We start from the raw sequence: 12,816 nt of genomic DNA, 5'->3' as shown, positions 1-12,816 counted from the left end.
GATCAGATCTCCATGCCCAGCATATTGGCTACCGTATGCACGTCCTTGTCGCCGCGGCCGGACAGATTGACGATGACGATCTGGTCCTTGTCCATATCAGGCACGATCTTCACCGCCTGCGCGATGGCGTGGGCGGATTCCAGCGCCGGAATGATGCCCTCGACGCGCGTCGTCAGCTGAAACGCCTCCAGCGCCTCGTCGTCGAGGATCGGCACATAGTCGACGCGGCCGGAATCGCGCAGCCACGAGTGCTCTGGCCCGACGCCAGGATAGTCGAGCCCGGCCGAGATCGAGTGGCCGTCCATGATCTGGCCGTCGGCGTCCTGCAGGAGGTAGGTACGGTTGCCATGCAGCACGCCGGGCGCGCCGGCACTCATCGAAGCGCAATGCTCGATGCCATCGAGGCCGCGGCCGCCGGCTTCGACGCCGATGATGCGAACCTCTTTGTCGTCGAGGAAGGGATGGAACAGGCCGATGGCGTTGGAACCGCCGCCGACACAAGCGATGATGGTGTCCGGCAGCCGGCCTTCCTGCTCGAGGATCTGGGCGCGCGCCTCGGTGCCGATCACCGACTGGAAGTCGCGCACCAACTCCGGATAGGGGTGGGGGCCGGCGGCTGTGCCGATCAGGTAGTAGGTGTCCTCGACATTGGTCACCCAGTCGCGCAACGCCTCGTTCATGGCGTCCTTCAGCGTGCCGTGGCCGGCGGTCACCGGCCGCACTTCCGCGCCCAGAAGCTTCATGCGAAAGACGTTGGGGCTTTGCCGGGCGACATCGGTCGCGCCCATATAGACGATACAGGGAAGCCCAAAGCGCGCCGCCACTGTAGCGGAAGCGACGCCATGCTGGCCGGCTCCGGTCTCGGCGATGATCCTCGTCTTGCCCATGCGCTTGGCGAGCAGGATCTGGCCGAGGCAGTTGTTGATCTTGTGCGAGCCGGTGTGGTTCAGATCCTCGCGCTTGAAATAGACCTTTGCGCCGCCCCCGAGGCCCTTCGCTGCGGAAACCTCGCGAAGATGCCTGGTCAAGCCTTCGGCGAAATAGAGCTTCGACGGCCGCCCGGCGTAATGCGTCGAGAGATCGGTCAGTTCGGCCTTGAAGTCCGGATCGTTCTTGACCTCGTTCCAGTGCCGCTCCAGCTCAAGGATCAGCGGCATCAGCGTTTCGGCAACGAAACGACCGCCAAAAATGCCGAACATGCCCTGCTCGTCGGGGCCGGTGCGGAAGGAATTCGGTATCGCCGGCTTATCCATCGCCGATCTCCTGGTCTGTGGTTTGAAGCGTGGTCAGGCGGCGCGGTTGTCGCGTGCTGCCCCGACGGCCCGGAAAAATTGTTCGATCAGCGCCGGTTCCTTGACCCCCGGCGCGCTTTCCACGCCCGAGGAAAGATCTATTCCGGGCGGGTTCGCCAGCCGAAGGGCGTCGCCGATATTGCCGGCATTGAGCCCACCGGAAAGCATGTAATCGACGCCGGCGTCAAGGCCGGCCAGAATGCGCCAGTCGAAGGCAAGACCGTTGCCGCCCGGCAGTTCCGAACCCTTAGGCGGCTTGGCATCGAACAGGAAACGGTCGGCAATGCCGACGAAGGGTTTAACCCGCTCGAGATCGGCAGCCTCGCTGACCGGCAGTGCCTTCATCACCGGCAAGCCGTAGCGCGCCTTCACCTCAGCCACCCGGTCGGGCGTTTCGGCGCCGTGAAGCTGCAGCATGTCGGGCTGCATTTTTTCGACGATCTCGTCCAGGAACGCGTCGCTGGCGTCGACCGTCACCGCAACCGCCTTGGTCTTGCCGCGCGCCGCTTCGCGCAGGCGGCCGGCTTCCACCGGCTCGACATAGCGCGGGCTTTTGGCAAAGAAATTGAAGCCGACATGGCTGGCGCCGCCGGCCAATGCCGCGGCCAGTGCCTTGTCAGTCTTCAATCCGCATATCTTGATGTCCAGCGCCATGGCGCGGGATTGGCACGAAACGACCAAAGAGTCGAGAAAAAGCATCCTGTTTGCCGTCGGCGCGGAACGCGCTACCTTGCTAATGTAAGAGCGGAACGCGCCACCTTGCTAATATAAGAGCGCAACGCGCTACCTTGCTCAGGCACAAAGGCGGGAGAACAAAGACCATGCCGGAAAAGACCGTCGCGGAACTCAGGCAAAAGCTGGCGCAGGCCCATGAGGTCATCGCTCATTTGATGGACAAGGCAGCCTTCAACGGCGCGGAGGCGCATCGGGCGCTGGCTTATTTCAGCAACGATGGCTTCGAGAAGGATTTCCTGCCCTGGCCGCGCCATGTCGACGAGGGATTGCGGCCGGAGGAGTTGAACGCCGCCAACGACGATTGAATCGGACAACTACTCGAACGTGATCGCCTGCAGCGCGCCGCCATTGCGCTTGAGCCAATCCTTGCAGCGCTCGGTGTCCGGGCACAGCTGCTCGCATAATTTCCAGAATTTCGGGCCGTGGTTCATCTCCTTGAGATGCGCCACCTCGTGCGCCACGAGGTAGTTTATCACCGGCCGCGGCGCCATCATGATGCGCCAGGAAAACGACAGATTGCCGTCCGACGTGCAGGACCCCCAGCGGCTCGACGTATCCTTGAAGCGGATCGCCTTGGCGCGCTTGCCGACCGCAGCACTGTGCTTGGTCACCAGCGCCTCGATCTCGCGCTTGGCTTCGCGCTTGAGGAAATCGGCGATGCGGCGCGGCAGATGCAGGCGCTCACCATGCACGATCATCAGCGGACCGCGCTCGTCGCGCGACAGCGTGACTGTACCGCGTTTCGACGGTTCATGGACGATGCGATGCGGCACACCGCGCACCGGTATCTTGATGCCGGGCCGCACCTGCGGCCGGTTGGGCACCTTGGCCAGCCTTTGCTCCAGCCAGTCCTGATGACGGTCGAGGAATCTTTCCACCTCGCCGCGCCGCAGCCCCGGCGGCACGGTGATGCGCAGGCCGCGGCCGCCGGAATCGATGCGCAGCGTCAGGCGCCGCGCCCTGTCGTTCTCGACGATCTTGAGCGGCAGCGTGCGGCCGGCAACGCAATGCTCGCGCTCCACGACGGGCGTGGGCTTGGGTTTCGTCGGGGTGCGAAAGAAGCCGAAGGACATTCCGGGACGATACGTGATTCGAGGGAAACGACTAGAACAAAAAAGAAACGGCGCCGCTGACGCGACGCCGTTGGATTATCTATCTGGGCACGGGACCCTTACTCGTCGAGCAGGCCTGGCGTGGACTTGCCGGTGGTTTTGTTGTTCGTCGTCGACCCGGTCGTGGGAGACGTCGACTTGTTGCGGTTGGCCATGAAACGATCGAACTCTTCCTGGTCCTTGGCGCGGCGCAATTCGCGGGCATATTCGTCGAACTCGCTCAGCATCTCGTCGAGCTTGCGGCGTTCCTCGGCAAGCCGCTCGAGTTCCTTTTCGCGCCAGTCGTCGAAAGCGACGTTGCCGGTGCGGGCGGAGCCATGGCCCCAGCGCGCGGCCTTGTCGGAACCGCGGCGGCAGCCGGCGAAGATGCCGTCGGTGGCGCGGTTGACGTCACGCTTGAAGCCGTCGAGCCGGTCGCCCCAGATGATGTAGGCGAGCATGGCGAAGCCGAGCGGCCAGAACACCATGAACCCGATCACCATCAGCGCGATGGTCGCCGGCGTCCAGGCCGGACGGATCAATGCAGATGTGTTCATTTCTCCCAATCCTTCAGTTGGAGACAGCCAAATCCGGCTGCGTGGAATCGAAATGGGATGGAGAAAACGGCGATTCAAGACAGCAACCGCCAAAACCGGACAAGCGGCTGAAATGATTATCGCTTTTTGAACATTTCAAGGAAAAGCACGACCAATCCGGCGATCAGGCCCCAGAACGCCGCACCGACGCCGAACAGCGTCAGCCCCGATGCGGTGACGGCGAAGGTGACGGTAGCGGCCATCCGCTCGTCCTCGTCTTTCAAGGCGATCGACAGCGCATTGGCGAGCGGTGCCATCAGCGCCAGGCCGGCGACCAGCGCGATCAGGCTCTGCGGCAATACGGCGAAGATCGCCACCAGCGAGGCGCCGAACAGGGCAAAGACAAGATAGGCCAGCGCGTAGAACGGGCCGGTCTTCCAGCGCTCGGCCGGATCGGGATGCACGTCGGGTCCGGTGCAGATCGCCGCCGAGATCGCCGCCAGATTGGTCGTCGAGGCGCCGAACGGCGCCGTCAGCAGCGAAAACAGGCCGGTGACGCCGATCAGCGGCCCGGGTTCGGGATGATAGCCGGCTGCCCTCAGCACGGCGAGGCCGGATAGGTTCTGCGAGGCCATGGTGACCAGATAGAGCGGCAATGCCAGGCCGATGATCGAAGCGGCGGTGAACTGCGGCATTACCAGCGTCAAGCTCGAGAGTTCCGGTGCCGGCAGACCGCCGACCCGGTCGGTAAGAAAGGCCGCGAGACCGCCGCCGATCAGCACCAACAGCACCGACAGCGCCGGGTTGAACAGGCGGATGACGAAGAAGACCGCAACCAGCGGCAGGATCAGCCAGGGGTCGACGGGCACGGTCTTCACCGCATTGATGGCGAAGGTTACGACGATGCCGGCCAGCATTCCGGACGCGACCGAAGCCGGTATTCTGGCGATCAGCTTGGTCAATGGCCCGAACAGGCCGGTGGCGACCAGCAGGACCCCAGTGACGATGAAGGCGCCAACCGCCTCGCCCATCGAAAAGCCGGTCGATGCGGCGATCAGCGCGACGCCCGGCGTCGACCATGCGGTGATGACCGGCATTTTCGTGCGCCACGACAGCCACAGGCTCTCGATGGCCATCGCCAGGCAGAGTGCCGTCACCCAGCTTGCGGTCTCGACCTGCGTTGCGCCGACCGCCTTGGCGGCGGCAATGACGATGGCCAGCGTACCGCCGAAGCCGACGATCGCCGCCACAAAGGCGGACACCGGAATGGAAATGCGCATGTCTCTATCCCGCCTGCCGCACCATCGCGTCCACCGCCCGCACCAGCATATCGAGATCCTGAGGTCGCGACAGGCGGTGGTCGCCGTCCGGAATGAGCGACAGCGTGACGTCGTCGGCCGGCAGCAGGCCGACCAGCTTGAGCGCATGGCTCGACGGCACGTCGGGATCGGCCAGGCCTTGCAGGATATGGACCGGACAGTGCGTGTCGACCGGCCCGGTCATCACCCGGTTGCTGCGGCCGTCCTCGATCAGTGCGCGGGTGTAGATGTACGGTTCGACGGAATAATCCGACGGCTCTTCGAAAAAACCCTTTTTCCTGAGGTCGCGCTTCTGCGCTCCGGTCAGCACCGGCTCCACCAGTTCGAACGTGAAATCGGGCGCCGGGGCCAGCAGCACAAGGCCGGCGACGCTGTTCTCGCCCGCCTTACGCAATTCCTGCACCATGCGCAGCGCGATCCACGCGCCCATCGACGAACCAACCAGGATTTGCCTGCCCTGGGTAAAGCGGCGGAAAACCGCCAGGCTCTCGCCCAGCCATTTCGAGATGGTGCCGTCGGCAAAGGCGCCACCCGATTCGCCATGGCCGGAATAATCGTGGCGCAGGAAGGCCCGGCCTTCTTTGCGCGTCCATTCCGACAGGGTTTCGGCCTTGGTGCCCAGCATGTCGGATTTGTAGCCGCCAAGCCAGACGATGCCGGGCTCGGCACCTGCCGCATGCCTGACGGCGATGCTCGTCCCGTCGACGTCTAGGAAGATCGGGGTGGTGGTGCTCATGGTGTATTCCCTCGCGCCGGTCTTTTGGCACAAGCGGGGGTTCAACGAAAAGTGCTCTGTTACTTTCTTCGCTTGGTGCAGAGGAGCATTCATCGAGCAGGTGATTTCCTGAGAATGCTGTGCTATTGACTCCGACCGCGCGCTCACCACATTGCGCGTTCGCAATTCTGAACTGAAGAACCCCTTAACGAAACGGCTCAAGGAGACCACGACCATTCGCAGACCTTTCAAAGCAGCGGCGCCCACCAAGGAAGGCCCGCGCTCCAACCGTGATATCCGGGTTCCCCGGGTCCAGCTAATCGACGCCGAAGGCCAGAACCGGGGCGATGTCTCCATCAACGACGCATTGCTGCTCGCCGAAGAGGCTGGGCTCGATCTGGTCGAGATATCGCCCAATGCAGTGCCGCCCGTCGTAAAGATCCTCGATCTCGGGAAGCTGAAATACGCCAACCAGAAGAAGGCGGCCGAGGCGCGCAAGAACCAGAAGGTCATCGAGATCAAGGAGATCAAGATGCGCCCGAACATCGACAGCCACGACTATGAGACCAAGATGAAGGCCGTCCGGCGCTTTTTCGAGGAAGGCGATAAGGTCAAGCTGACATTGCGCTTCCGCGGTCGCGAGATGGCGCACATGGAACTCGGCATGCAGCTTCTGAATAAGGTTCGCGAGGAAGTGGCGCCCATCGCCAAGGTCGAAGCCGAACCGAAGCTCGAAGGCCGCCAGATGATGATGGTGCTGGCGCCCCGCTAAAGCGCGTTGCGCTTTAGTTCTGTTTTGTGCATGTCGTTGTCCCAAAACCGCTGCGCACTTTTGGGCGACATGCATTAAATCCGCCTGAATCATGTTGCAAGGCGTCCCGGCGATCGGCGGGGCGCCTGTTTTCTTGGCCAGACGCTGCGATCGCCGGCGAGAGCAACGACGCTCTGGTTCCCTCGACGATCGGATTCCCGACATGGTCAATGAAGTCAGATACGCGCAAGTTAAGCACGGGCTTGGCAGCTACCAGCATATGCGCAGGATGGTACTTGCCGTTCTCATCATGGTGATGTTCGCGGCGCTGCTGTTCGGCCAGTCGGTTTTCCCTCCCGATACGCCAGTGCATGAAACGATCGAAATGGTCGGCGTCGTGCTGATCTTTCTCGGCATCGTCGGGCGCTTGTGGTCGACGCTTTACATCGGCGGACGCAAATCCTCCGAAGTGGTGACCGGCGGACCCTATTCGATCACGCGCAACCCACTCTACCTTTTCTCCACTTTAGCTGCCGCTGGTGTCGGCGCACAGATCGGCTCCATCGCGGCCACGATCGGCTTTGGAGCGCTCTGCGCGGGTGCCTTTTACATCGTTATCCTGCGCGAGGAGAAATTCCTCAAGGAGGTTCTCGGCGCGCCATACCAGGCCTATCTGGCGAAAGTGCCGCGCTTCTTCCCGAAACTGTCACTGTATCAGGAAGGCGACACCGGCAGCTTCAAGCCGCGCCTGCTGCGAACCACGTTACTGGACGGGCTGGTGTTCCTCCTTGCCTTGCCGGCTTTCGAACTGATCGACGGCGCCCAGCAGTCGGGCATATTACCGGTGCTGTTCCGTTTCCCCTGAGCACTACAAGGTTGCTGAGCGCTGGGTGTTGCGCGCGCCCTCGCTTTGACGTATATGACCGCGTTCCAAAAAAACCGCCCGGCAGGGCATGCCGTGGCGGTTTCATTTGCTTTTCGGGCTTTGGTCGGCCTGAAGCGAACAAAAAGCGCATTGGTGCGCATATGAACGGAGTAGCAAAATGCCCAAGATGAAGACCAAATCGGCCGCCAAGAAGCGGTTCAAGATCACAGGTACGGGTAAAGTTCTGTCGGCTGCGGCCGGCAAGCGTCACGGCATGATCAAGCGTTCCAACAAGTTCATTCGAAATGCCCGCGGCACGATGGTTCTGGCTGAACCGGATGGCAAGAAGGTCATCAAGAATTTTCTGCCGAACGGCCTCTAGGGCATGATGCCAAAAAGTTGCAGACTTTTTGGAAAACATCATGCGCCAAATAAGGGCATTCGGTCTGGACACGCATTTGTTTTACGCAATTCCGAACGGAAAACCGCTAGGCACTTTTCCTGGAATTGCTTTTAAGGAGATCATGACATGGCACGCGTAAAGAGAGGCGTCACCTCGCACGCCAAGCACAAGAAGGTCCTGAAAGCCGCCAAGGGTTTTTACGGCCGCCGCAAGAACACCATTCGCATCGCCAAGCAGGCGGTGGAAAAGTCGCTGCAGTACGCCTATCGCGACCGCAAGAATCGCAAGCGTTCGTTCCGCGCGCTGTGGATCCAGCGCATCAATGCGGCGACGCATGAGCATGGCTTGACCTATGGCCGTTTCATCGACGGTCTCAACAAGGCCGGCATCGAGATCGATCGCAAGATCCTGTCGGACATGGCCATCCACGAGCCGCAGGCTTTTGCCGCACTCGTGGCCAAGGCCAAGGTCGCGCTCGAATACCTCAAGAACACCACGCCGAACGCTTTTGAAAGCGCTGTCGCTTAAGACCAGCGCTTCCCAAGCTATTCGACACTTGATTTGGGAAACCCGCGCTGGCAGGGCTGGCGCGGGTTTTTCTTTGCTTCCAATCGGGTCTGGAACATGAGTGACATGGAAACTCTCGAAAATTCCCTGATGGCCGAGATCGCCTCTGCCGCCGACGAGCAGGCAATCGAGGCGGTGCGCGTCTCTGCCCTCGGCAAGAAGGGTTCGGTCTCCGAGATACTGAAGACACTCGGCTCGATGAGCGCCGAGGAGCGCCAGGTCAAAGGTCCGGCAATCAACGGCCTCAAGAACCGCGTCACCGAGGCGCTTTCGGCCCGTCGCGCCGAGCTGAAAGATGTGGCGATCACGGCACGGCTTGCCGCCGAGAAGGTCGACGTCACCTTGCCGGTGCGACAATCGCCGGCCGAGCGCGGCCGCATCCATCCGATCAGCCAGGTTATCGACGAGATCGCGGCCATCTTCGGCGATCTCGGCTTTGCCATCGCCGAAGGTCCCGACATCGAGACCGACTATTACAATTTCACCTCGCTGAACTTCCCGGAAGGCCACCCGGCGCGCGAGATGCACGACACCTTCTTCTTCCAGCCGGACGAGCAGGGCGAACGCAAGCTTTTGCGCACCCACACCTCGCCGGTGCAGATCCGCACCATGGAGATGCAGAAGCCGCCAATCCGCATTGTCATTCCTGGCAAGACCTACCGGCAGGATTCCGATGCCACCCACTCACCGATGTTCCATCAGGTCGAGGGGCTGGTGATCGACAAATCGGCCAACGTCGCCAACATGAAGTGGGTACTGGAGGAGTTCTGTAAGGCCTTCTTCGAGGTGCCGAGCGTCAAGATGCGCTTCCGGCCGTCCTTCTTCCCCTTCACCGAGCCCAGCCTCGAGGTCGACATCCAGTGCGACCGTTCGCGGCCGGGCGAGGTGCGCTTCGGCGAAGGCTCAGATTGGATGGAGATCCTCGGCTGCGGCATGGTCCACCCCAATGTGCTCCGTTACGGCGGGCTCGATCCCGACGAATACCAGGGCTTTGCCTGGGGCATGGGCATCGACCGCATCGCCATGCTGAAATACGGCATGCCGGACTTGCGCGCCTTCTTCGACGCGGATGTGCGCTGGCTGTCGCATTACGGTTTTAGGCCGCTCGACATGCCGACGCTGTTTGGGGGCTTGAGCGCATGACAATCGGGCCGCAGCAAATCCGCAGGCAACTCGCCTTCCTGCACATGTCCGACGCGCGACCGCATAGCTTCAAGCCCAGCGTGCCCAGACCAGACGGAACACAGTCATGAAACTCACCCTCTCCTGGCTCAAGGATCACCTCGAGACCGATGCCTCGCTGGCGGAAATCGTCGAACGTCTCACCTCGATCGGCCTCGAGGTCGAGCATGTCGACGACCGGGCGAGCTTGGCCCCCTTCGTCATCGCCAAGGTGCTGGCGGCGGTCCAGCATCCCGACGCCGACCGGCTTCGCGTGCTGACCGTCGACACCGGCGACGGCAGGGCGCCAGTGCAGGTCGTGTGTGGAGCGCCGAACGCCCGCGCCGGCCTGATCGGCGCCTTTGCAGCACCGGGCACCTATATCCCCGGCATCGACGTGACGCTGACCGTCGGCAAGATCCGCGGCGTCGAAAGCCACGGCATGATGTGCTCCGAGCGCGAGCTCGAACTGTCCGAGGAGCATGACGGCATCATCGACCTGCCGGCCGATGCGCCGGTCGGCACCAGTTTCGCCGCCTATGCCCATCTCGATGATCCGCTGATCGAGATCAATCTGACGCCGAACCGGCCGGATGCCACCAGCGTCCATGGCATCGCCCGCGATTTGGCGGCAAGCGGGCTCGGCACTCTGAAGAGCGCGCCGATAGAGCCGATCCCCGGCAAGGGCGAGACGCCGGTCAAGGTGACGATCGAAGCGCCGAAGCTCTGTCCCGGCTTTGCGCTGCGCCTGGTGCGCGGCGTCAAGAACGGACCGTCGCCGAAATGGTTGCAGCAAAGGCTTCTCGCGATCGGCTTGAGGCCGATCAGCGCGCTCGTCGACATCACCAATTACGTCACCTTTGACCGCGGCCGGCCGCTGCATGTGTTCGACGCTGCGAAGGTCACCGGCAACCTCACCGTGCGCCGGGCACGCGACGGCGAAAAGGTGCTGGCGCTCGACGGCCGCGAATACACGCTGACGCCGGAGATGTGCGTCATCGCCGACCAGGATGGTATCGAGTCGATCGCCGGTATCATGGGTGGCGAGCATTCCGGCTGCGACGAGAACACCACCGACGTGCTGATCGAGTCGGCACTTTGGGACCCGATCGCCACGGCCCGCACCGGCCGCACGCTCGGCATCATCACCGATGCACGCTACCGCTTCGAGCGCGGCGTCGACCCGGAAATGATGGTTCCCGGCGTGGAACTGGCAACGAGGCTGGTGCTCGATTTCTGCGGTGGCACGCCGGCGCAAACCGAAGCCGTCGGCTATGCCGGCCATCGGCCGAAGATCGTCTCGTTCCCTTTGTCGGAAGTGAAGCGGCTGACCGGCATTGAAGTGCCGCGCTCGACGAGCCTCGACATTCTTGCCCGCCTCGGCTTCAAGCCGGAGGGTACCGGCGATGTCGTCAATGTGGCGGTCCCGTCCTGGCGGCCGGATGTCGACGGCAAGGCCGACCTGGTCGAGGAGGTCATGCGCATCCACGGCGTCGACAATATCGCGCCGCAGCCGCTCGGTTCCCATGACGCGGTCAACGCCAAGATCCTGACTGTGCTGCAGATCCGCACCCGCGCCGCCAAGCGGGCACTTGCCGTGCGCGGCATGATGGAGGCCGTCACCTGGTCGTTCATTCCGGCAAAACACGCCGAATTGTTCGGCGGCGGCCAGCAGGCGTTGAAGCTTGCCAACCCGATCGCCGCCGATATGTCGGACATGCGGCCGTCGCTGCTGCCGGGCCTGATCGCAGCCGCGCAGCGCAACGCCGACAAGGGCATCGGCGATGTCGCGCTGTTCGAAGTGTCGGGCACTTACGAGGGCGACGGCGCCGACCAGCAGCGGCGTGTTGCCGCCGGCGTTCGGCGCGGCACCGCCAAGCTCGAGGGCTCCGGCCGTCATTGGGCCGGCAACGCCGGCGCCGTCGGCGTCTTCGACGCCAAAGCCGATGCGATCGCAGCACTCGAAGCCTGCGGCGCGCCGGTCGAGCGGCTGCAGATCGAGGCCGGCAGCCCGGCCTGGTATCACCCCGGCCGCTCCGGCACGATCAAGCTCGGGCCGAAGGTAATCCTTGGCACGTTCGGCGAGTTCCACCCGAAGACGCTGGAGGCGCTTGACGTCTCCGGTCCGCTTTGCGGGTTTGAGGTGTTCATCGATGCCGTGCCCGAGCCGAAGGCCAAGCCGACGCGGACAAAGCCGAGGCTGGATCTGTCCGCCTTCCAGGCGGTCAAGCGCGATTTCGCCTTTGTCGTCGACAAGGCGGTCGAAGCCGGCACACTCGTTCGCGCCGCCCTTGCCGCAGACCGGAAGCTGATTTCCGGCGTCTCGGTGTTCGATGTTTTCGAGGGTGCAGCGCTCGGCGCGACGAAGAAGTCGATCGCCATCGAAGTTTCGATCCAGCCGGTCGAAAAGACGCTGACCGACGAGGATTTCGAGGCGCTGGCCAAGCGCATCGTCGAGAATGTCGGCAAACAGACCGGCGGCGTGCTGCGCGGCTGAGGGATTGCGGACGCATGGCGAATCGCCCTCCAAAGGGCGATGAACCATTTGCGCTATTCAGGGCTGCCCTTCGAGGAACAGCGTGCAGCCTTTCTCGATATCGTCTCGGCCGATCCGCTGGTCGGCGAGACGCTGTCGCGGGTACGGGCGCTCGACCTCCCCGACTGGCTGGTCGTGTCCGGCGCGCTTTACAACAGCGTCTGGAATCATCTGACGGCGAAGCCTTCGGGATATGGCATTCGTGATGTCGATCTGTTCTATTTCGATGAGAGCGATCTGTCTTACGAGGCCGAGGACACGGTCATCCGCCGGGCGGCGAAGCAGTTCGAAGGACTGACGCTGCCGGTCGAAGTGCGCAACCAGGCGCGGGTGCATCTGTGGTTTGAGGCGCGCTTTGGCGGTTCCTATCCCAGACTGTCGTCGTCCGCCGAGGCGCTGTCCTATTTCGCTTCGAAAACCCATGCGGTCGGCGTTAGATTCGGCACCGATGGGCAACTCGCGCTCGTGGCGCCGTTCGGGCTCGACGACATCTTCTCGTTTCGCGTTACCCCGAACCGTGCACTGGATAATCGGCAGACGCACGAGATGAAGGGCGCGCGTGCGAGGGAGAACTGGCCGGAGATCAGTGTCGTGCCTTGGTAGGAAATGTCGGCGGGACAGCACCCCCCTCTGTCCTGCCGGACATCTCCCCCTCAAGGGGGGAAGATCGGCAGCTTCGGCGATCCGCTCGCTCCTGCAACGTCCGTGATTGGCGAAAGCCGAGGTGACGTCCAATCTCCCCCCTTGAGGGGGAGATGTCCGGCAGGACAGAGGGGGGTGCCTCGCGCCAATATCTCGCAATTATTTGCATTGCGGTGCGACCGAAAACGGGGCGCCGAAACGCC

At 62.8% G+C, this 12,816-nt stretch carries 14 protein-coding genes; 8 read left to right on the top strand and 6 right to left on the bottom strand.

The window, feature by feature from the left end:
• Positions 1–2: 2 nt before the first annotated feature.
• Together trpB and NKH43_RS15845 are read right to left on the bottom strand one after the other, a co-directional pair.
• Positions 3–1,253, bottom strand: coding sequence for a tryptophan synthase subunit beta (gene trpB, locus NKH43_RS15850; RefSeq protein ID WP_352858945.1), 1,251 nt, complete (start codon positions 1,251–1,253; stop codon positions 3–5).
• Between the two features lie 33 nt (positions 1,254–1,286).
• Complete coding sequence (locus NKH43_RS15845) at positions 1,287–1,946, bottom strand: phosphoribosylanthranilate isomerase (RefSeq protein WP_023718293.1); 660 nt, start codon at positions 1,944–1,946, stop codon at positions 1,287–1,289.
• Positions 1,947–2,113: 167 nt separating this feature from the next.
• Between NKH43_RS15845 and NKH43_RS15840 the strand changes: the two genes are divergently transcribed.
• A complete protein-coding gene (locus tag NKH43_RS15840; RefSeq protein WP_023718294.1) occupies positions 2,114–2,332 on the top strand; it encodes a hypothetical protein in 219 nt (72 codons plus the stop codon).
• 9 nt (positions 2,333–2,341) lie between these two features.
• Here NKH43_RS15840 and NKH43_RS15835 read toward each other — a convergent pair whose 3' ends face one another.
• From NKH43_RS15835 to NKH43_RS15820, 4 genes are all read right to left on the bottom strand, one after another.
• Positions 2,342–3,100, bottom strand: coding sequence for a M48 family metallopeptidase (locus NKH43_RS15835; protein WP_023718295.1), 759 nt, complete (start codon positions 3,098–3,100; stop codon positions 2,342–2,344).
• Positions 3,101–3,198: 98 nt separating this feature from the next.
• Entirely contained in the window at positions 3,199–3,675 is a 477-nt protein-coding gene (locus NKH43_RS15830) for a DUF2852 domain-containing protein (protein WP_352495238.1), read from the bottom strand.
• A 116-nt stretch (positions 3,676–3,791) separates the two neighbouring features.
• Positions 3,792–4,934 (bottom strand): benzoate/H(+) symporter BenE family transporter, encoded by a 1,143-nt coding sequence (locus NKH43_RS15825; protein ID WP_352858943.1) that lies wholly within the window; start codon positions 4,932–4,934, stop codon positions 3,792–3,794.
• A gap of 4 nt (positions 4,935–4,938) precedes the next feature.
• The gene (locus NKH43_RS15820; RefSeq protein ID WP_352858942.1) at positions 4,939–5,709 is read right to left on the bottom strand and encodes an alpha/beta hydrolase; all 771 of its coding nucleotides are present in this window, start codon (positions 5,707–5,709) and stop codon (positions 4,939–4,941) included.
• Positions 5,710–5,923: 214 nt separating this feature from the next.
• Between NKH43_RS15820 and infC the strand changes: the two genes are divergently transcribed.
• From infC to NKH43_RS15785, 7 genes are all read left to right on the top strand, one after another.
• Positions 5,924–6,460: a translation initiation factor IF-3 gene (infC, locus tag NKH43_RS15815; RefSeq protein WP_023677573.1), complete on the top strand. Its 537-nt coding sequence runs from the start codon at positions 5,924–5,926 to the stop codon at positions 6,458–6,460.
• Between the two features lie 202 nt (positions 6,461–6,662).
• Complete coding sequence (locus tag NKH43_RS15810; RefSeq protein ID WP_023718299.1) at positions 6,663–7,304, top strand: methyltransferase family protein; 642 nt, start codon at positions 6,663–6,665, stop codon at positions 7,302–7,304.
• Positions 7,305–7,482: 178 nt separating this feature from the next.
• A complete protein-coding gene (gene rpmI, locus NKH43_RS15805) occupies positions 7,483–7,686 on the top strand; it encodes a 50S ribosomal protein L35 (protein ID WP_006201248.1) in 204 nt (67 codons plus the stop codon).
• Between the two features lie 147 nt (positions 7,687–7,833).
• On the top strand, positions 7,834–8,235 hold the full coding sequence (gene rplT, locus NKH43_RS15800) for a 50S ribosomal protein L20 (protein ID WP_006201247.1): 402 nt from the start codon (positions 7,834–7,836) through the stop codon (positions 8,233–8,235).
• 96 nt (positions 8,236–8,331) lie between these two features.
• Positions 8,332–9,417, top strand: coding sequence for a phenylalanine--tRNA ligase subunit alpha (gene pheS / locus NKH43_RS15795; RefSeq protein WP_352847692.1), 1,086 nt, complete (start codon positions 8,332–8,334; stop codon positions 9,415–9,417).
• Positions 9,418–9,523: 106 nt separating this feature from the next.
• On the top strand, positions 9,524–11,932 hold the full coding sequence (gene pheT / locus NKH43_RS15790; RefSeq protein WP_352858940.1) for a phenylalanine--tRNA ligase subunit beta: 2,409 nt from the start codon (positions 9,524–9,526) through the stop codon (positions 11,930–11,932).
• Positions 11,933–11,971: 39 nt separating this feature from the next.
• The gene (locus NKH43_RS15785; protein WP_352858938.1) at positions 11,972–12,574 is read left to right on the top strand and encodes a nucleotidyltransferase family protein; all 603 of its coding nucleotides are present in this window, start codon (positions 11,972–11,974) and stop codon (positions 12,572–12,574) included.
• Positions 12,575–12,816: the final 242 nt, after the last annotated feature.

The organism is Mesorhizobium sp. M1163 (genome assembly GCF_040318415.1).
Taxonomy (GTDB): domain Bacteria; phylum Pseudomonadota; class Alphaproteobacteria; order Rhizobiales; family Rhizobiaceae; genus Mesorhizobium.
This window is presented reverse-complemented; position numbering and strand designations above follow the sequence as displayed.